The organism is Streptomyces sp. NPDC001549, from assembly GCF_042894025.1.
Taxonomy (GTDB): domain Bacteria; phylum Actinomycetota; class Actinomycetes; order Streptomycetales; family Streptomycetaceae; genus Streptomyces; species Streptomyces kutzneri.
In genome coordinates this window covers 153,421-173,073 of the sequence record NZ_JBIAVJ010000012.1, presented here as the reverse complement: position 1 = coordinate 173,073, position 19,653 = coordinate 153,421, and the positions used below count along the sequence as shown (strand labels likewise).

Genomic DNA, 19,653 nt, shown 5'->3' with positions numbered 1-19,653 from the left:
GAGCTGACCGGGCCGCCTGACGCGCTCCGCTCCGCCTTGCCCCGCCCCGCTCCGGCCCGCCCGCCATGCGCCCCTGTGCGCCGTCCGCTTCGCCCGACCGGGTGCGCCGGGCTGTGCGAGCCTGGAGGCGGGACCGGGCGCGCGGGAGGTGGCGGCGTGGGGCGAGGACGGTGGCGGACCGCGGGCAGCGCCCTGGTGCGGGTGCTCCTCGTCTGGGCCGTGTCCACCCTCACGATGCTCGCCCTGGCCGGGATCCTGCCGGACTTCCGGCTCCAGTCCGACGACGGTGACAGCATCACGCAGATCGGACTGACCGCCGCCTGGGCCGCCGGGGCCTTCGGCCTGCTGAGCGCGCTGGTCTGGCCGGTGCTCGTCCGGGCCCTGCTGCTGGTGCCCGCCCTGGTGCTCGGGCTGCTCGTCTTCTTCCTCAACGGCTCGCTCCTGCTGATAGCGCTCAGCCTGATCCCGGACGGCCGCAGCGAGGTGGCCCCCGAGACCGCGGTGGTCGTCGCCGCCGTGATGTCCGCGGTGGCGTCCGCGACCTCCACCGCCCTCGCCGTGCGCGACGACGAGGCCTACCGGCGGCGGCTCTACCGGCTCGCCGACCGGCGCCGCCGCAGGCAGGGCAGGGCGGGCGCGTCCCGGGCCGCCGAGGCCCCGCCGGGCCTGCTCATGCTCCAGCTGGACGGGGTGGGGTACGAGGAGTTGCGCCGGGCGTGCGGCAGCGGGCTGATGCCCACCGTCGCCGGCCTGCTCGAGGGCAGCCACCGCGCCCGGTCCTGGCGCACGGACTGGTCGAGCCAGACCGGTGCCAGCCAGCTCGGGATCCTGCACGGCTCCAACTTCGACGTGCCCGCCTTCCGCTGGTACGAGAAGGACACCGGCGAGGTGATGGTCTGCAACCGGCCGACCAGCGCCGCCGAGCTCCAGCGGCGGGCCATGGGGCGCACCGGGGACGGCGGACTGCTCACGCTGGACGGGGCGAGCCGGGGCAACCTGTTCAGCGGCGGCGCCGACCAGCTGGCGCTGGTGCTGTCGGTCTCGGCCCGGCGGGGGCGGGCCAACCGGTCCCGCGCGGGCTACTTCGCGTACTTCTCCGATCCGGCCAACGCCGTCCGTACGGCCGGGTCCTTCGTGGCCGAGGTGGTCCGGGAGGTCGTCCAGTCACTGCGGGCGCGGATCCGCGGGGACCGGCCACGGGTGTCGCGCGGCGGGCTGTACCCGCTCATCCGGGCCTTCGCGACCGTGGTCGAACGGGACGTGGTCGTCGCGGCCGTGATCGGCGACATGCTCGCCGGGCGCTCCGCGGTCTACGCCGACCTGGTGGCCTACGACGAGGTCGCGCACCACTCGGGCCCGCGCGGCCGGGACACCGACCGGGTGCTGCAGCGCCTGGACCGGAGCCTCGCGCTGATCGTCCGGGTCGCCGAGCACGCGCCGCGCCGGTACCGGATCGTGCTGCTCTCCGACCATGGCCAAAGCCCGGGGGAGACCTTCCTCGGCCGCTACGGGCTGAGCCTCAAGGACCTGGTCCGGGCGGGCTGCGGGCTGCCGGTCCCGCGCCGGGCCGGCCGTACCCCCAGCGGGGCCGAGGCCCGGGCGGCCGTGCTCGCGGCGCTCCACCGGCCGGTGGAGGAGGGCGAGGAGGCGCACCCGGGGCCGGGCTCCGATCCGGTGGTGCTGGCCTCGGGCAACCTCGGCCTGATCTCCTTCCCGGACATTCCCGGCCGGGCCTCAAGGGCGCGCGTCGAGCGTGCGCACCCCGCCCTGCTGCCCACCCTGGCGAACCATCCGGGCGTGGGATTCCTGCTGGTGGACGGGGTGGTACTGGGCCGGGACGGAAGGGTGGCCCGGCTGGACGTCCCGGGCGAGGCGGAGGAACTGCTGGCTCCCTTCGGCCCGGGCGCGGCGCGGGCCGTCCGCCGGACCGACGCATTCCCGCACGTGGCGGACGTCATGGTGAACTCGGCGTACGACCCGCGGACGGGCGCGGTGCACGCCTTCGAGGAACAGATCGGCTCGCACGGCGGGCTGGGCGGGGAGCAGGGGCACCCGTTCCTGATGTGGCCCACGGAACTGTCGGACCCCGGGGAGGAACTGGCCGGCGCGGAGGCGGTGCACGCCGTGCTGCGGCGCTGGCTGCGGGAGGCGGATGGGCCGCAGGTACCGGTGGCCGCGCCCGTGGCACCGCCGGCGGAGCGGTCGTCGGGAGACCCCGCCGTGCGGGCGCTTGCGAGCGACCCCGCCGTGCAGGCGCTTGCGAGCGACCCCGCCGTGCGGGCGCCCGCGAGCGAGCCCGCGGGGGAGCCGGTGGAGGAAACCCCGCCCGGGGGCGAAAATAGCGGAAGCCTTCCTTCCGCAGGGGTGCCCGCGCGGGACGAAATCCGCTGATTTTGTGGCGCTTTCACGGTGGTCAACCATGTGTCGACCTGCCCAGCATGTGAGACATCCAGAGGCGCACCACCGATGACCAGCACCGCAACCCTGCCCGCCGAGGCCGCCGCCGCACCCCCCGAGCAGGGCAGCGACCCCCACGCGCGCCACGACCCCCACGCGCGCCGCTTCGGCCTGCCCGTCGCGACCTGCCTGGTCATGGGCAACATCATCGGCGGCGGGATCTTCCTCCTCCCCGCCTCGGTGGCCCCCTTCGGCACCATCAGCCTCGTCGCCTTCGCCGTCCTCACCGCCGGCGCGATCGCCCTCGCCCTAGTCTTCGGCCGGCTCGCCGAACGCCACCCGCAGACCGGCGGCCCCTACGTCTACGCCCGCGCCGCCTTCGGCGACTTCGCCGGCTTCCTCGCCGCCTGGAGCTACTGGATCACCGCCTGGGTCTCGAACGCGGCCCTGGCCGTCGCGGCCGTCGGCTACCTCACGGTGCTCTTCCCCGCCGCGGGCGAGCACAAGTGGTCCATGTGCCTGGCCGCCCTCGCCGTCCAGTGGCTCCCGGCCCTCGCCAACCTGGCGGGCACCCGCTACGTCGGTGCGGTGCAAGTCGTCGCCACCGTGCTGAAGTTCGCCCCGCTGCTCCTGGTGGCCGTGGGCGGGCTGTTCTTCTTCGACCCCGCCAACCTCGGCCCCTTCCGGGCCACCGACCAGAGCGCGGCCGGCGCCGTCTCCGCCTCCGCGGCGATCCTGCTGTTCAGCTACCTCGGAGTCGAGTCCGCCACCGTCAGCGCGGGCGAGGTCCGCGACCCGGCCCGCAACGTCGGCCGGGCCACGGTCCTGGGCACCGTGGGCGCCGCCACCGTGTACCTGCTCGGCACGGTCGCCGTCTTCGGCCTGGTCGCCCACGACCGGCTGGTCGCCTCCACCGCCCCCTTCACCGACGCCGTCAACGCCATGTTCGGCGGCACCTGGGGCGGCACCGTGGTCGCCTGCGCCGCCGTGATCTCGATGCTCGGCGCCCTCAACGGCTGGACCCTGCTCAGCGCGCAGACCCCCTACGCCGCCGCCAAGGACGGGCTCTTCCCGAAGGCCTTCGAGACCAAGAAGCGCGGCGTCCCCGTCGTCGGCGTGATCGTCACCGTCTCCCTGGCCTCCGCCCTCACCGTCTACAACTACACCGCCGGAACCCAGGGCGTCTTCGAGAGCCTGGTCCTGATCACCACCTTCACGGCGACCGTCCCGTACCTGCTGGCCACCGCCGCGCAGATCTACTTCCTGCTCTCCGGGCAGGGCGAGCGGGTCCACCCCGGCCGCCTGGCCCGCGACGGCGTCCTCGCCGCCCTCGCCTTCGGCTTCTCGATGTGGCTGGTCGCGGGCTCCGGCTACGCGGCCGTCTACCAGGGCGTGCTCTTCCTCTTCGCGGGCGTCCTCGTCTACGCCGCCATGTCCGCGAGGAAGCACCGCGCCGCCGCGTCCCCCGCGGAGTAGCGTGGAGGAAGGGGTCGGCCAGGGGGCGCCAAGGAACCGCCATGTCCGCGATGAGGAAGAGCATCGACATCGACCGCAGGCCCGAGGACGTCTACTCGTACCTGACGGACCCCACACACCTGCCGGAGTGGCAGGACAGCGCCGTATCCGCCGTCCCGATCGGCGATCTCCCCGTGCACGTCGGTTCGCGGGTCCTCGTCACCCGGCAGATCGGCCGCCGGCGGGTCCCCACGACCATGGAGTTCGTGGAGCTCGACCCGCCGAGGAGCTGGCACGTGCACGGGGTCGACGGGCCGGTACGACCCGATGTGCGCGGCACCATCGAACCCCTCGACGGCGGCACCCGCTCCCGCGTCACCCTGGACGTCGACTTCGAGGGCCGCGGCGTGGGCCGGGCCCTCGTACCCCTCGTGGTCAGGCCCATGGTCCGCAAGGAGATGCCCCGGGGCGAGGAGAAGCTCAAGCACCTCCTCGAAACCTGACGGCTCGCGGCGCGGGGGGAAAACCGGATGCCCCGGGGTGCGCGGTGCGGCGACACTGGCCGCACCACACACCCGCCCCACCCCGAGGACATCCACGCCCGTGCAGGCTGCCGTCACCGTCACCCCCGCCCAGATCCCAGAACTGCTGCTCGGCCTCGCCACGGTCCGGCCGGTGTTCCTCTGGGGGGCTCCCGGCATCGGAAAGTCCTCGCTCGTAAGGAAGTTCGCCGACGCGCTGGGGCTGGAGTGCGTCAGCCTGCTCGGCACCCAGCTCGCCCCCGAGGACCTGATCGGCGTCCCGCAGATCCGCGACGGCCGGTCCGTCTTCTGCCCGCCCGAGGCCATCGCCCGCGACGAGCCGTACTGCCTCTTCCTCGACGAGCTCAACGCCGCGAGCCCGGACGTCCAGAAGGCCTTCTACTCGCTGATCCTCGACCGCCGGATCGGCTCCTACGAGCTCCCGGCCGGCTCCATCGTCATCGGCGCGGGCAACCGGGCCACCGACAACGCGCTGGCCCGGCCGATCGCCTCCGCGCTGGTGAACCGCCTCACCCACGTCCACCTCCAGGCGTCCGCACAGGACTGGCTGGTCTGGGCCGGTGAGCACGGCATCCACCCCTGGGTCACCGACTACCTCACCGACCGCCCCGACCACCTCTGGTCGCAGCCGCCCAAGACCGAGGAGCCCTTCTCCACCCCGCGCTCCTGGCACATGCTCTCCGACGCCCTGCACTCCTTCGGCACGGAACTGGACGAGCAGACCCTCAAGGTGATCGCGCACGGCACCCTCACCCCCGCGCACGCCGTCTCCTTCTGCGGCTACGCCAAGATCGTGCGGCACAGCTTCGGCATCGAGGCGATCATGAAGGGGGACGCCTCCTGGCCCACCCGCCCCGCCGACCGCGACCTGCTCTACTACCTCGCCGAGGCCTTCCGCGGCCGCCTGGTCAAGGAGCTGCCCGCACAGCGCGAGCACGTCTCGCCCGCCCTGCGCCAGACCGCCTACCGGGCCAAGGCACTGCTGGTCCAGCTCGCCGAGATCTCCGTGGAGGTGGCGCAGACCGTCATCGCCGACGACGCCGACGGCCTGCCCGTGCTGCCCTCCTGGTTTCTCGTGGAGGCCGCCCGGGACATGCCGCGCCTGGTCGAGGCCCGCCGGTGAGCGTGTCGCGCCCCCGGCCGAAGAAGAAGACCCAGCCCGACCCCGCCGCCCAGGCCTTCGCCGAGGGGCTCGCCCTGGTCAAGCGGAACCCGGCCCTCGCCGCCGTCGGCGGGAGCGTGTGCGAGCAGCCCAAGTGCCCCGGGACCCCCGCCGCGGGCCTGGTCGCCGTGGACTCCAACGGCGTCCTCCACGTCCGCTCCGGCCTCCGCGCCGAGCCCCGGACCTGGGCCTGGGCCCTCGCCCACGCCCTGCTCCACCTCGGCTTCGGCCACGTCCCGGCCGCGGCCGGCCGGGACCGCGTGCAGCCCGACCGCTTCGTCCTCGCCGCCCGCTGTGCCGTCGTCAACCGCTTCCTGCTGACCCAGCCGTCCGTCCGGCCCCCGGACGACCTCCCGGCCGAGTACCCCGGCGGTGACGAGGAACTGCTCGCGGCCCGCTGGCGCCGGGACGGCATCCCCGCCGCCCACGCACTCTGCGGCACCGCCGGCGACCACCCCGACCAGCTCCTGGTCACCTGGAACGCATGGAACTCCACCCCGGTCCCCGACTGGGAGACCGCCTTCGCGCACGCCCTGACCCGCAGCGTCTCCGCCGCCATGGAGGTCGCCGGCGGGCGCCGCGACCGGGTCACGGGGGAACGCGTGGCGCAGCGCCCGTGGGACCGCGCCCTGAACTGGTTCGTCTCGTCCTACCCGCTCCTCGGCGGCCTCGCCAGCGGCCTGAAGATCGTCGCCGACGCCGAGCTGGCCCGCGCCCAGGACATCGACATCGCCGCGGTCAGTGCCACCGCCGGGGAGATCTACGTCAACCCGCTGCGCAGGTTCGAGGAGGGGGAATGGCGGTTCATCCTGGCTCACGAGATGCTGCACGCCGCCCTGCGCCACGGCGAGCGCCGCGGGGCCCGGGACCCGTACCTGCACAACGTGGCCGCCGACTACGTGGTCAACGGCTGGCTGGTGGAGATGGGCGTCGGCGAGATGCCCGCCGGGCTGCTGCACGACCCGGAGCTGAAGGACCTCTCCGTCGAGGAGGTCTACGACCGGATCACCACCGACCTGCGCCGGATGCGCCGCCTCGCCACCCTGCGCGGCAAGGGCCGCGGGGACATCCTGGGCGACCCGCTGCCCCATCCGGGCAGCGCACCGTACGCCGACCTGGACGAGTTCTACCGGCGCGGCCTGGTCCAGGGCTTCGACCTGCACACGTACGGGGAGCGCGGCCTGCTGCCCGCCGGGCTGATCCAGGAGATCCGGGCCCTGGCCCACCCGCCCGTGCCGTGGGACGCCCGGCTCGCCCGCTGGTTCGACGAGTACGTGCCGCGCCCCGAGCCGGTACGGAGCTTCGCGCGCCCGGCGCGCCGCCAGGCTTCCACCCCGGACATCCCGCGCGCGGGCCGCTCCTTCCCGCCCGAGGAGGTCGCCCGCTGCACCTTCGGCGTGGTCCTCGACACCTCGGGGTCGATGAACGCCGCCCTGCTCGGCAAGGCGCTGGGCGCGATCGCCTCGTACGCGGAAGCCCGCGACGTACCGGCGGCCCGCGTCGTCTTCTGCGACGCGGCGCCGTACGACGCGGGCTATCTGCCCCCGACCGAGATCGCGGGCCGGGTACGGGTCCGCGGGCGCGGCGGGACCGAGCTGCAGCCGGGCATCGACCTGCTGCAGCGGGCGGAGGACTTCCCGCCCGGGGCCCCGGTCCTGGTGATCACGGACGGCTGGTGCGACACCCTGCGCATCCGGCGCGAACACGCCTATCTGATCCCCCAGGGTGCCTCCCTGCCGTTCACCCCCAAGGGACCCGTCTTCCGCCTGACCTGACCGGCACCCCCTGGCCGGACCTCCTGACCGGACCCCCTGGCCTGACCTCTGACCGGACCCCTGGCCGGCCCCGACCCGTGACCGGATGCAGACGCAGAACGCCCCCGACCCGCGGATCCGCAGGTCAGGGGCGTGCTGGAGGAGATCGACTCAGTCGAGGTAGTCGCGCAGCACCTGCGAACGCGACGGGTGGCGCAGCTTCGACATGGTCTTGGACTCGATCTGGCGGATGCGCTCACGGGTGACCCCGTACACGCGGCCGATCTCGTCCAGGGTCTTCGGCTGGCCGTCGTTGAGGCCGTAGCGCATGGAGACCACGCCCGCCTCGCGCTCCGAGAGCGTGCCCAGGATGGACTGGAGCTGCTCCTGGAGGAAGGTGAAGGAGACCGCGTCCGCCGGGACGACCGCCTCGGAGTCCTCGATGAGGTCACCGAACTCGCTGTCGCCCTCCTCACCCAGGGGGGTGTGCAGGGAGATCGGCTCACGGCCGTACTTCTGGACCTCGATGACCTTCTCGGGGGTCATGTCGAGTTCCTTGCCCAGCTCCTCCGGGGTGGGCTCACGGCCCAGGTCCTGGAGCATCTGGCGCTGCACGCGGGCGAGCTTGTTGATGATCTCGACCATGTGCACCGGGATGCGGATGGTGCGCGACTGGTCGGCCATGGCACGGGTGATCGCCTGCCGGATCCACCAGGTCGCATACGTGGAGAACTTGAAGCCCTTGGTGTAGTCGAACTTCTCGACCGCGCGGATCAGACCGACGTTGCCCTCCTGGATCAGGTCCAGGAAGAGCATGCCGCGGCCCGTGTAGCGCTTGGCGAGGGAGACCACGAGGCGGAGGTTGGCCTCCAGCAGGTGGTTCTTCGCGCGGCGGCCGTCCTCGACCAGGATCTCCAGCTCGCGCTTGAAGGCGGGCTTGTGGTCCTCCTCCTCTTCGAGCTTGTACTCGGAGAACAGACCCGCCTCGATGCGCTTGGCGAGCTCCACCTCCTGCTCGGCGTTGAGGAGCGGCACCTTGCCGATGAGCTTGAGGTAGTCCTTGACGGGGTCGGCGGTGGCACCGGCCACCATGACCGTCTGCGCCGGGGCGTCGTCCTCGTCGTCGTCGGACAGGACGAAGCCCTGGGTGCCGCCGGCCTTGGGCGCCTCGTCCTCGGCCTCGTCGGCGAGGTCCTCGGCAGCCCAGTCCTCGCCCTCGACGGCGGGGGTCTCGCCCTCGTCGGCGTCCTTGGCGCTGGTCTTCTTCGCCGCGGTCTTCTTCACGGCGGTCTTCTTCACGGCGGTCTTCTTGACCGTGCGCTTCTTCGGCTCGGCGGCGGCCTCGGCCGACGCCTCGTCCCCGATGGCTGCGGCCGACGAAGCGGATATCGCCGTGGCGGTGGTGGCGGCCGTCGCCGCGGTGGTCGCCGCGGTCTTACGGGCACCGATGGGGCGCGGCGCCGCGGTGGCCTTCTTGGCCACGGTGCGGGCCGGGGCGGCGGCAGCCTTGCGGGGCTTCTTGGCGGCAGCCTTGGTGGCGGGGGCCGCGCTGACGTGAAGGGCGACACCCTCCTCGTCCAGGACCTGGTTCAGGCTGCGCAGGACCCGCTTCCACTGGTCCACCGGGATGCGGCCGGCCTCGAAGGCCTGGCGCACGTCGTCACCGTTGATGTGACCCTGCTCGCGGCCGCGCTCGACGAGCGCGACAAGGGCCTCGGATTCGGCGATCTCCGGAGGGAACGTACGGGACGGGCTGAGCGACACAAGGAGCCTCTCGTTGCGAACAGATAAGGGTGGGCGGGACATCATCGCGCGAACTCGGGAAACAGACCCGAGGGGGGTCTGTATTCCGGGCCGCGCGAGGACACCTGTCGGTTCATCGCATGCCCGAGTCGATTCGTTACGCGCTGAATTGAGTGACCTGCGCCACGCTGTGGCCACGCAACCCGATCCGGCGCAGATCCGTCCGCCCTTCAGATCAGCCCGTTTTGCGGGCTTCGATGAGGAAGCGGGCGGTGTGAGCGACGAACGGACCGTCGCGTTCGATCCGTTCGTGGAGCTCACGCAACCGGTCCCGGTACTGCCCGACCGTGAAGCCGGGCACCATCCAGATAACCTTCCGTAGAAAGTAGATCACGGCTCCGATGTCGTGGAACTCCGTGCGCAGACGTTCGGAGCGCAGATCGAGGACTTCGAGGCCGGCCGCGGTGGCGTCGGCGACCGCGTCGTCGGGGTGCCGGGCGCGCCGGATCTCCTCCGGCTGCGGGCCGAGGAAGTACTCGACGAGCTCGAAGACGCTCGCCGGACCGACCTGCTGCGAGAGGTATCCGCCGCCCGGCGTCAGCACCCGCGCGATCTCCTCCCACCAGATGGTCACCGGGTGCCGGCTGGTCACCAGCTCGAAGGCCGCGTCGCCGAAGGGCAGCGGCGGCTCGTCGGCGTCGGCGACCACCACCGCGCCCAGCGGGTGCAGCAGCCGCGTCGCCTTCTCGATGTTGGGCGGCCAGGACTCGGTGGCGACCATCAGCGGTGGCAGCGGAGCGCAGCCGGCCAGAACCTCACCGCCGCCGGTCTGGATGTCCAGCGCGGACCGGACCTGGGCCAGGCGCTCGCTCATCAGTTTCTGGTAGCCCCAGGAGGGGCGCTGCTCGGTGGCCCGGCCGTCGAGCCAGGAGAAGTCCCAGCCGTCCACGGAGACGGACTCGGCCTCGGCGACAAGGTGGTCGAAAGTACGCGTCATGCATTGATCGTCCCAGGTCGGACGCCCGACAACCACCGGATATGTCGACTACAGTGGTCGGCGGGCCGTGACTGGCGTTCGGGTGGATCACCACCGGGGAGCGGCCCGGCGTACCTGTGGACCTCCGGTACGTCGGCTGCCGCGCGCCTGGGCGAACCGCGATCCGCAGCGACGTTCAGGAGACCCCGTGACGACTGCCCAGACTGCCACTGACACTGCCGCCGGCTCCGCCCAGCTTATGGACGGCACGGCCCTCGCCCGCCGCATCTCGGAGCAGACCGCCGCCTACGCGGCGAAGATCACCGAGCGCACCGGCACCGCGCCCTGCCTCGCGACCGTGCTGGTCGGCGAGGACCCGGCCTCCGTGACCTACGTCCGCATGAAGCAGAACCGCTGTGCCAAGGCGGGGATCACCTCCCGCCACGTCGAGCTGCCGGCCGAGACCACCACCGAGGAGCTGGTGGCCACGCTCACCGCGCTGTCCGAGGACCCGGAGATCAGCGGCATCCTGCTCCAGCACCCCGTCCCGCACCACATCGACGAGCGCGCCGCCTTCGAGGCCATCGCCCCGGGCAAGGACGTCGACGGGGTCACCATGCACTCCTTCGCCGCCATGGGCTTCGGGCTGCCGGGCTTCGTCTCCTGCACCCCCGGCGGCATCATGCGGCTGCTCGCCGCCTACGACGTGGACCTGACCGGCAAGCACGCCGTCGTCGTCGGCCGCAGCGCGATCCTGGGCAAGCCGGCCGGGATGCTGCTGCTGGAGCAGAACGCCACCGTCACCTACTGCCACTCGCGCACCCAGGACCTGCCCTCGATCGTGCGCCAGGCGGACGTGCTGGTCGCCGCCGTCGGCAAGGCCGAGTTCATCCGGGGCGAGGACATCAAGCCGGGCGCGGTGGTCCTGGACGCCGGTTACAACGAGGGCAACGTCGGCGACGTGCACTTCGAGTCGGCCGCCGCCCGGGCCTCGTTGATCACTCCGGTGCCGGGTGGTGTCGGCCCGATGACCATCGCCGTACTGCTGGAGCAGACCGTGCAGGCGGCCGCCGCGCAGGCCGGGCTGGACCTCGCGGAGCTCTGATCCCACCGCGCGGATCCCGCGTACGACGCAGGCACGCACACGCGCTCACGCACGCCCCGGCCCTCGGTCCGGGGCGTCGCGTTTTCCCCGGGTGTCCGGGCCCCGGGGCCGTGCGCCTCAGGCGCCGACCGGGTCGGGGTTCAGGTCCGGCGTGCCGGCGGTGGCCGCGTCACGGGCCGCGGCGACGATGCCGGAGGTACGGAACGCGTCGGCCAGGGCGGTCAGGGGCCGCCGGCCCAGCCGGTAGGGCTCCGGGATCGCGGCCGGTCCCGGCAGGGGTCCGCCCGCGGCGGCGGCCTTCAGGCGGCATGCGGCCGCCAGAACGGCCGCGTCCGCGACCGCGGCGGCCTGCGCCTCGCCCATACCCCGGCCCAGGGCCTCCTCGTACGCGGCGCTGCGCACCCGGGGGTCGAACCAGCCGGCCAGCGCCAGGATGCCGTCGTCGATGACCGACTCGCGGTGGATCAGCCGGATCCCCACCGGGGACCACCAGGCCAGCGGGACGGTCCGTCCCTGGGTCGCGGCGAATCCGCGCAGTGCCTTCCACAGCGGGTGCAGCCGCCGGTACTGGCTGAGGGCCAGCCATGTCGCCGACCCGCCGACCAGCGGCACGACGAACCCGGCACCGAGCAGCAGCCCGGCGGCCCCGGCCAGTGGCGGCGCCACGTCCGTGGACAGGAACACCAGGTCGTGGCCGGTCCAGCGGGCCACGACCGAGGCCCACTTGGCGGCCAGGTAGGCCAGGTCCATCAGCCCGGCGACCACGATCAGGGCCAGCCCCGTGCGCAGCGGGCGCAGTGCGCGGTCCGCGCGCGTCAGCCACTTGCCGCACAGCCAGGTCAGCGCCGAGGTGCCCATCGTGTGCGCCACGAGGAAGCAGACGATCATCTCGCGGATCCAGGGCGTGGTCGCGTAGTACGTGTCCAGGTCCTGGAGCCGTTCCACCGGCGCGTCGCCGATCACGAACAGGACGACGATGGCCGCGGTCGCGGTGCCGAACAGGGCCGTGGTCAGCCGGGTGGCCCGGCGCACGGCCGCGGGCGGCCCGCCGCGCCACTGCAGGACCAGGACGACGCACAGCCCGGAGAACACCGTGCACAGGCCGAACACCAGGGGCGCGGAGAAGTTGACCACGCCGGTGCGGCGGTTGACCGAGGCGATGGTCGACGGCGATGCGAGGAAGTTGATGGGTGCCCCGACGGCGAGCAGCGCGCACGCCGTCCGGTTCAGCGGCCGGTCCCGGTCCCGGCGCAGCTTCGGCAGCTTGATCAGCAGCGCCAGGACCATCAGGGACGCGGGCAGGAGCGGCAGGATCCTGCCGCTCATCGGGCCTGTCCGACGGCGTCGGCGGGGCCGACCGGGTCCGCCGACGGGCCGGCGCCCGTGCCGGTGCCGGTGCCCGTGCCCGTGCCGGTGTCGGCACCGGGCTTTGTGACGGGCGCCCGGTCGAGCCCGGCGACGGCCCGCTCGGCGGCGGTGAGCGGCGGCGCCTTCAGCGCGCCCCGGTCCGAGGCGCGCAGGACGTGCCAGACCACCGACGGACGGAGCCAGTGGGTGGGCGCGATGCTCATGGTGAGGACGTTGAGCAGGGCGGCGGTGAGCGCCTCGTCGGTGGTGGCTCCCGTCATCAGCCGGTTGACGTACCCGTTGAGCAGACCACTGCCGGCGCGCGGCGTCATCCCGGTGGCCCCCGGATACAGGATGTCCTGCGAGGTGGCGAGCTCCCAGGCGGTGCTGACCTGCGGCGCGATGGCGCGCTGCGCCTCGCGGCCGATCCCGGGATGCTCCAGTCCCTTCGCCCGCAGCAGGGTGCGTACGGCCAGGATCCCCTGGGCCGCGACGCTCATGCCCTGTCCGTACAGCGGGTTGAAGGTGGCGACGGAGTCGCCGACGGCGAAGAAGCCGTCGGGCAGCTCGGCCTTCTCGAAGTAGATCCGGCGGTTGGCGGTGCCCTGGGTGACGGCGACGTCCGTCAGGGGCTTGCGGCCCTCCAGGAGCTCACCGACGATCGGGTCGCGGACGGCCCTGGCGAACGGGATGAACGCGTCGGGGTCATTGGTCGGCTGGCCGCCGCGGGTCCCGGAGAGGGTGGCCTGCCACTGGCCGTTCTCGATGGGCACGATCGTGGCCGTCTGACCCGGGACGGGCACCCGGGGGTCGGACTGGACGTTGACGATGGGGAAGCCCATCTCGTGGGCTCCGGCCGGGGCTTCGAAGATCCTCGTCGCGTAGACGAGGCCCGAGTCGACCTCGGCCTGCCGGATCCCGGTCACGCCGAGCGCCTGGAGCCAGGTCCGGGCGCGCGAGCCGCGGCCGCTCGCGTCGATCACGAGGTCGGCGGTCAGCAGCCGGCCCGCTTCCTCCGGGGTGTCGACGAGGACGCCGGTGACCCGGGACGCCGTGCCCTCCAGGGCGCGGACCCGGCTCCGCTGGAGCGTGGAGACCCCCTTCAGCCCGGTCACCCGGGCGCGGACCACCGAGTCGAGGAGATCGCGGCTGCAGGAGATGTTGAACTGCTTCTCCCCGCACCGGGGGATCCATCCGTGGGCGGTCTTGGTGACCAGGTCGGTGGGCAGGCTGCGGCGGATGGCCCCCGCCTTCGTCCAGTCGTCGGTGATCCCGGGCAGGATCCGCTCGATGGCACGGGCACCGCCCGACCACAGGAGGTGGGTGTGCCGTGCCTGCGGGAGTCCACGGCGCGGGGCCGGACCCTCGGGCAGCGGGTCGGCGTCGATGACGGTGACCGCGGCGTGCTCGGCGAGGACAGCCGCCGCGAGGAGGCCGGCCAGACTGCCGCCTATGACGACTGCGTGGCGGGGCGGGGTGGACTGGTTCATCGTGGCGTGCTCTCTGTCAGGGCCGTGCTGAGGGCATCGGCGTGAGGGATGCGGCGACCGGCTGGTGCGGGTCACGGCGTGGCACGGGGCTTCCCCAGCCGAGTGAGGACTTGATGCGCTCGATGGCCTCGGGGAGCTGCTGTTCCCGGGGAGAGGGCAGGTAGGAGCGCAGCGCGTTGCCGAGGTGCAGGCCGAAGGTCTCGGCCCGGATCTCCGCCGGATCCCCGTGGTCGGCGCGGGCGGCGGCCTGCCGGACCACCGCGTCCAGCCCGGGGCCGGAGGTCAGCAGATCGGCGAGGCGGCCGGGGTGTCCGGCCAGCCGGGCAGCCACCAGCATGCCCGGACCGACGCTGTCGCAGGTGCCCTCGTCCAGGTGCCACAGCTCGTGGCACGCGATGACGAGCTGGTGTTCGGGCCGGGTGTGCTGCTCGACGACGATCAGGTCGACGTCGTCCAGCTCCAGCCACAGCCCGCTCGCGGTGTCGGGCGGGAAGGAGGTGAAATGGACGTCGACCTTCCGCCCTGAGCCGCGCCGCTCGGCGTAGGCGGCGCACAGCGCCCCGATGATCTCCCCGGCGTCGGCCGGCGGCGTCAGGCGCGCACCCTCCAGCAGTTCGGAGCCCAGCTTGCGCATGGCCCGTGTGGTCCTCATGGTGTGTCTCCCTCGGCGGCGGCGCCCTCGGTCGGCGCCCCGCTCTTCGCGCCCGGAACTCCGAGCTGCCCCTCGCGCGCGAGGAGGTCGTCCAAGTGGTCGGCCAGTGACTTCCAGCCCTGGGGCGACAGCCGCCCGGCCCGCGTGACGATGCTGCGCACGTCGTGCGCCCGCAGCACCGCCAGCATCGGGTTCTCCCGGTCCCGCACCGCGGACTCCAACTCGCCCTCGATCAGGGCAAGGGCGCTCGAGAGCGCCTCGGTGTCGTCGGCCAGCAGGAAGCCGCCCTCGACGCCGTAGAAGCGCTGGATGCCGGCTGCCGCGGCGAGGTTCGGCAGGCCCTCGCCCTGGGCGAGGCGGGTCAGCGACTGCCCCGACGCGTCGAAGGACTTGGCGATGGCCGCCAGCGAGTGGGGCTGGCCGTCCTCCCGTACGCGGGTGCGGCGCAGGTGCTCGAACCGCAGGTGCACCTGCTCCTTGAGCGGCAGCCGGGGCGGCCTGCCGTCGAGGGTGAGCCGGATGGCCTGCGGGGTCATACCGGTGAGGTACGACAGGTGCTCCAGGTCGTCCCGGCCGTCCGAGACGGTGGTGGAGGACAGGGCGAGGGCGCGTTCCACCGCGCTCTTGCTGTCGGCCAGGAGGAAACCGGCGTGGACGCCGAAGAACCGCTGCACACCGGCCGCGTGACCCATCCGGGGCAGCCCGGTACCGGCGTTGAGCGGCCCGAGAGAGGCGCCGGGGGCGTCGAAGTCGTCGGCGATGGCCGCCAGCGGCCACTCCCGGCCGTGCTTGTCGCGCCGGGTCGCGCGCAGCCGCAGGAACCGCTGGTGCACCCGCCGCTCCAGCGGCGCCTCCACGGCGGTGCCCGCCACCACCTGGGGTACGCGCCCGGGTTCGACCCCGGACAGATGACTCAGCCGCTCCACCGCCAGCACCTCGGCCGGATCCTGCCCGTGCTCCTGCGCCAGTGCCCAGGTGCGGCGCCAGACGGCGGCGAGATCGGGTCGGGCGGCGGCTCGCACCGGCGGATTCTCCATATGTCGACAAGACGTTCGAGTGATTCGGGCTCCGTGAAGCCTAGCCTCCCGCCCCTGGCCGAACCAGAGGAACCCCAACGTTTCCTGCCGTACAGCTCAAAAAGGGTTGGCATCCCCCCACCCCCCCCGCAGCCGCACGACAAGCCCCGTCCGGACAGCAGGTGTTGGACGGGAGCGCGGACGACGGATCGGGCGCGGTCCGCAGCCGGTACGATCGGCCCATGACCACACATCAGGCGGATGCCGCGTAGATCTCCGCGTGCGCTGCGGGCCGCCGCGCCCGACAGGCAGAGCGACAGCGAGACGAGCACGCTGCTCATCGGCGCGTGCCCCGGGCCGCCGGTGTGTGCGGCCGTCCACACCTACCTCTTCGTCGACGGCCTCGACGTGGTGGCGCGCAGCGACAGCAGGATGGCCGGTCTCGGCCCGAGGCAGCTGCTCCGCCCGGGCGGGCCGCTCTATCCGACGGACATGCCGCGCAGGGCGGACGTGGCGACCGAGAAACCACCCGGATCAGGGCCGGACCGGCTGACCATCCGGATCCGGCTCCGCGGCGAGACGGTCATCTGGTCCGACCTCATGTACGCGGGCCGCGACGACACCGCCGTCGACGAGGTCCGCTTCCGCCTGGACCAATACCTGGGCGAGATCGAGCGAGCCTACGCGGCGCTGCGGGCCCACTCCTGAGACCGCCCGTTACCCCGGAGGTAATCGACCCTCCCCGCGGGCCCCGGCACAGTGGACGCATCGGGTTCCGGGGCCGCGCACTCGGTCCCGGGATCCGTGTCCCACCTGGCCGTTCGACCTCGATGGAGGCTGATTCCCATGTCCGCGACCCCGCTCGCAGGCTTCGCCCGCAATCGCGTCCCGCAGACCGCGCTGCGCCGGTTCCTCGCCCTCGACTCCGCCGTCACCACCGCCAACGGGCTCGCGTACGTCGCCTTCTCCGCCCCGCTCAGCCGGCTGCTCGGGGTCGGGCAGGGGCTGTTGCCGGCCCTCGGGATCCTCCTCGTCGCGTACGGGGCCGCCGTCGGATGGCTCGGCTCTCGGCGGCAGCCGCCCGTCCTTCCCGTGAAGCTCGTCATCGAGACGAACTACGCCTGGGCCGCCCTCAGTCTGGCGTCGCTGGCGCTCTGGTTCGAGCCCACCACCGCCGGGCTGCTGTGGATCCCGGTGCAGGCCGTCACCGTGGCCGGGTTCGCCGTGCTCCAGCAGCTCGCCCTGCGCTCGGGCTCAGCCGCCCAGTGAGCGCAGGTACTTCACCGTCGCCGGGTCGGCCGGGAGCATCGTCTCGATGGCCAGCTCGGCGACGGTCACGTCCATCGGCGTGTTGAAGGTCGCGATGGACGACACGAAGGACAGCACGTGCCCGTCGTGCTCGATGACCAGCGGCAGCGCGATGTACGCAGTGGGCTCCTCCGGGGCGCTGTCGCCCGGGCGCTCGCCGACCGGATAGGCCGACACCTCCTCGTACAGGGCGCGCAGCGGCTCGGAGCGGGCCAGCGCGATCTGCCGCTCCATCTGCGCCAGCAGGTGCCCGCGCCACTCCTTGAGGTTGTGGATCCGCGGGGCCAGGCCCTCGGGGTGCAGGGTGATCCGCATGGCGTTCAGCGGCGGGGTCAGCAGGTGCTCGGGCAGTCCGTCCAGCAGTATCGCGATGCCCTGGTTGGCGGCGACGACGTTGTACACGGCGTCCACGACCAGGGCGGGATAGGGCTCGTACCCCGTCAGCAGGCGGGCGATGCCCTCGCGCAGCGTCTCCATCGCCGGGTCGTCCAGCGCGGTGTGCGCGTAGTGCGGGGCGTAACCCGCCGCGAGCAGCAGGGAGTTACGCTCCCGCATCGGTACGTCGAGATGGCCGGCGAGCCGCAGCACCATCTCCTCGCTCGGCCGGGACCGGCCCGTTTCGATGAAGCTGATGTGCCGGGACGAGGAGTCGGCGCGGCTCGCCAGCTCCAGCTGGCTGATGCCGAGCCGCTCCCGCCAGGCGCGCAGCAGGGTGCCCACACTCGTCGTCGTCATGCGTACGACGTTAGCCGAGGAGGGTCAGCCCAGGTCGAAGACGTTCCGCAGGCCGAGACGGTGGCGCCACCGGTCGTGCCGTTTGGCGGGCTCCAGCTCCGGCGCCCGGTACATCGGATGGACCGTGCACCGCGGTGCGTCGGAACCATCCCGGTCCAGCAGGGAGTTGACGGCCGCGCGCGCCGACGCGTTGGCCCCTTCCATCGTCGCGAGGTCGATGTCGACGGCGACGTAGTCCCCGCTGAGGAAGAAGTTCGGGATACGGGTGCCCGCGCTCGGCCGGTTGTGCAGGGTGCCGACGGGGTGGATCAGCAGCTCGTCCTGGTTGGTGGGGTGCGGGGTGCCGAGCCCGTCCACGCCCGGGTCCAGGAACCACGAGTGCAGCGTGGAGTCGGTCAGCAGGGTCCGCCCGGTGTCGTTGAGGGAGGCCTTCAGCTGCGCCCACACCTCGCGCGCCACCTCCTCGCGCGTGCACTGCTTGGCCGTCTTCCCGTACAGGATCCCCGGCTTGTCCCACTCGGAGATGTCCACCGACAGGCAGTCGACCGCCGTCCCGTCGCCGTAGTCGGCCGGGAAGTCGCGGGACGGCCAGTGCTCGGCCTGCTGGATCGCCGTCAACGACCAGGGGGAGTCGATGCAGTTGAGGTGGCCGTGCACCAGCTCGGCCCGCTCGGTCAGATAGAACTGGATACCGGTCATCCAGTCCGTCTCCAGCTTGTCGCAGCGACCCAGCATCGGATCGGCGGCCCGCAGCGCCGCGCTCCAGGTGCGGCGGGCGTGCTCGACGGGCAGCGCGCTCACGTAATGGTCGGCGGTGACGGTCTGCGCGGCGCCGTCCGGCCCCTCGACGGCGACCCCGCTCACCCGGCCGCCCGCGTACCGCACCTCCCGTACGGTCCAGCCAATCCTGAACTCCACGCCGAGGGAGCGCAGATGGGCCTCCCAGGGGTCGATCCAGGCCTCGTTGGTCGGCAGGTTGAGGATCCGGTCGGGCGGGCCGTCCGCCCCGCGCCCCAGCAGGTTGAGGACGAAGGCCTCGCCGAGGGTGCCGACCGTACGGGTGGAGGCCTCCTCGGCCTTGGTCGCCACGATGTTGCGGGTGATGCCGACGGCGAGGATGCGCCGGTACTCGTTCGACATCCGCTCCGCGCGCACGAAGTCCCACCAGGGCGTCCGCTCCCAGACCTCCTCGCGCCGCTCGTCGCAGCTGGTGAGGAAGACCAGCACGCGGTCGACGAAGTAGGCGGTCTCGTGCGGCGGGAGCCGGACCAGTGTCTGCAGGATGCCGGCGAGGGCCCGCCGGATCTCCTCGGGCGTCAGCTCGGCGGGGGAGTGCCCGGGCCAGGGGATGGGTCCGCGCAGGTCCTCGCGCCCGGCCGCCCGGGCGAACATCATCTCGCGCGGGGCGACGAGGTTGTCCCACACCCCGGACGCGTTCCCGGGGAAGGGGATGCGCCGCATGGTGTCGGGCAGGTTGTGGTAGATGCCGGGGATGAAGCGGAAGCCGTGCTCGGCGGGCAGCGGACGGCGCCCGCCGCGGGCGCTGCCGGGCACGTCCATGCTGCGCGCCTTGCCGCCGAGGGCCCGGCGCTCGTACACCGTGACGGCGTAGCCGCGCTCGGCGAGTTCGTGTGCCGCCGTCAGGCCCGCCACGCCGCCGCCGAGCACCGCGACACGCCGTCCGCCGGGCGCCGGTCCGGCCCCGGTGGCAGCCCCGGCAGCCGCCGCGGGAGCCGTCCCGGCCCCGGCCAGGACCGCCCCGGCGGTGGCCGCCGCGCCCGCGCCCGCGATGAACGTACGCCTGGAACTTCCTGTGCCCGCCATGGCGAATGCCCCCTCGTTACCGCTGGTAACAGTGTGTTCGGCGCAGGAGCATATGGGGGGCGGGACGGACCTGGAAGGCGTAGAAGCACCCGAGCGCACTATGGCGCGAAAGGATTGGTCCGGTGTGCACTGTGGGAACCTTGACTA

16 protein-coding genes and 1 riboswitch are annotated in these 19,653 nt (G+C 72.9%); of the genes, 8 read left to right on the top strand and 8 right to left on the bottom strand.

What is annotated here, in order from left to right:
• Positions 1–156: 156 nt before the first annotated feature.
• The 5 genes from ACFY04_RS21290 (at position 157) to ACFY04_RS21270 (ending at position 7,331) form a co-directional block, all read left to right on the top strand.
• Positions 157–2,391, top strand: a complete 2,235-nt coding sequence (locus ACFY04_RS21290) for a phage holin family protein (RefSeq protein ID WP_389118728.1) — start codon at positions 157–159, stop codon at positions 2,389–2,391.
• 75 nt (positions 2,392–2,466) lie between these two features.
• Positions 2,467–3,873 carry an amino acid permease gene (locus tag ACFY04_RS21285; protein WP_389118727.1) on the top strand — a complete coding sequence of 469 codons (1,407 nt, stop codon included), beginning with the start codon at positions 2,467–2,469 and terminating at the stop codon, positions 3,871–3,873.
• A gap of 41 nt (positions 3,874–3,914) precedes the next feature.
• The gene (locus ACFY04_RS21280) at positions 3,915–4,355 is read left to right on the top strand and encodes an SRPBCC family protein (RefSeq protein ID WP_314246326.1); all 441 of its coding nucleotides are present in this window, start codon (positions 3,915–3,917) and stop codon (positions 4,353–4,355) included.
• 100 nt (positions 4,356–4,455) lie between these two features.
• Positions 4,456–5,517 carry a MoxR family ATPase gene (locus tag ACFY04_RS21275; protein ID WP_314246328.1) on the top strand — a complete coding sequence of 354 codons (1,062 nt, stop codon included), beginning with the start codon at positions 4,456–4,458 and terminating at the stop codon, positions 5,515–5,517.
• 2 nt (positions 5,518–5,519) lie between these two features.
• Positions 5,520–7,331, top strand: a complete 1,812-nt coding sequence (locus ACFY04_RS21270) for a hypothetical protein (RefSeq protein WP_389118810.1) — start codon at positions 5,520–5,522, stop codon at positions 7,329–7,331.
• Positions 7,332–7,481: 150 nt separating this feature from the next.
• Here the strand turns inward: ACFY04_RS21270 and ACFY04_RS21265 are convergent, their stop codons facing one another.
• Both ACFY04_RS21265 and ACFY04_RS21260 read right to left on the bottom strand, forming a co-directional pair.
• Positions 7,482–9,074 (bottom strand): RNA polymerase sigma factor, encoded by a 1,593-nt coding sequence (locus ACFY04_RS21265; protein ID WP_389118724.1) that lies wholly within the window; start codon positions 9,072–9,074, stop codon positions 7,482–7,484.
• 214 nt (positions 9,075–9,288) lie between these two features.
• A complete protein-coding gene (locus tag ACFY04_RS21260; RefSeq protein ID WP_389118723.1) occupies positions 9,289–10,050 on the bottom strand; it encodes a class I SAM-dependent methyltransferase in 762 nt (253 codons plus the stop codon).
• Between the two features lie 57 nt (positions 10,051–10,107).
• A riboswitch (ZMP/ZTP riboswitch) is annotated at positions 10,108–10,210 on the top strand.
• A gap of 78 nt (positions 10,211–10,288) precedes the next feature.
• On the opposite strand from ACFY04_RS21260, the gene ACFY04_RS21255 reads away from it, so the two are divergent.
• A complete protein-coding gene (locus ACFY04_RS21255) occupies positions 10,289–11,134 on the top strand; it encodes a bifunctional 5,10-methylenetetrahydrofolate dehydrogenase/5,10-methenyltetrahydrofolate cyclohydrolase (protein ID WP_327388424.1) in 846 nt (281 codons plus the stop codon).
• Between the two features lie 117 nt (positions 11,135–11,251).
• Here ACFY04_RS21255 and ACFY04_RS21250 read toward each other — a convergent pair whose 3' ends face one another.
• The 4 genes from ACFY04_RS21250 to ACFY04_RS21235 are packed head-to-tail and all read right to left on the bottom strand — an operon-like array spanning position 11,252 to position 15,645.
• Entirely contained in the window at positions 11,252–12,460 is a 1,209-nt protein-coding gene (locus ACFY04_RS21250) for an MAB_1171c family putative transporter (RefSeq protein ID WP_389118721.1), read from the bottom strand.
• Entirely contained in the window at positions 12,457–13,971 is a 1,515-nt protein-coding gene (locus ACFY04_RS21245) for an NAD(P)/FAD-dependent oxidoreductase (protein ID WP_389118719.1), read from the bottom strand. Before ACFY04_RS21245 ends, ACFY04_RS21250 begins: the two co-directional genes overlap by 4 nt.
• A gap of 16 nt (positions 13,972–13,987) precedes the next feature.
• On the bottom strand, positions 13,988–14,623 hold the full coding sequence (locus ACFY04_RS21240; protein WP_389118718.1) for a toxin-antitoxin system, toxin component: 636 nt from the start codon (positions 14,621–14,623) through the stop codon (positions 13,988–13,990).
• Entirely contained in the window at positions 14,620–15,645 is a 1,026-nt protein-coding gene (locus tag ACFY04_RS21235) for a hypothetical protein (protein ID WP_389118717.1), read from the bottom strand. The genes ACFY04_RS21240 and ACFY04_RS21235 overlap by 4 nt, the downstream gene beginning before the upstream one ends.
• Positions 15,646–15,900: 255 nt before the next feature.
• Here ACFY04_RS21235 and ACFY04_RS21230 point away from each other — a divergent pair, with 255 nt between their 5' ends.
• The gene (locus tag ACFY04_RS21230; RefSeq protein ID WP_389118715.1) at positions 15,901–16,347 is read left to right on the top strand and encodes a hypothetical protein; all 447 of its coding nucleotides are present in this window, start codon (positions 15,901–15,903) and stop codon (positions 16,345–16,347) included.
• 138 nt (positions 16,348–16,485) lie between these two features.
• The gene (locus ACFY04_RS21225) at positions 16,486–16,908 is read left to right on the top strand and encodes a hypothetical protein (protein ID WP_389118714.1); all 423 of its coding nucleotides are present in this window, start codon (positions 16,486–16,488) and stop codon (positions 16,906–16,908) included.
• Here the strand turns inward: ACFY04_RS21225 and ACFY04_RS21220 are convergent.
• Both ACFY04_RS21220 and ACFY04_RS21215 read right to left on the bottom strand, forming a co-directional pair.
• Entirely contained in the window at positions 16,894–17,682 is a 789-nt protein-coding gene (locus ACFY04_RS21220; RefSeq protein WP_389118712.1) for a helix-turn-helix domain-containing protein, read from the bottom strand. The two genes, ACFY04_RS21225 and ACFY04_RS21220, sit on opposite strands and share 15 nt — an antisense overlap.
• A 24-nt stretch (positions 17,683–17,706) precedes the next feature.
• A complete protein-coding gene (locus ACFY04_RS21215) occupies positions 17,707–19,506 on the bottom strand; it encodes an FAD-dependent oxidoreductase (RefSeq protein WP_389118711.1) in 1,800 nt (599 codons plus the stop codon).
• Positions 19,507–19,653: the final 147 nt, after the last annotated feature.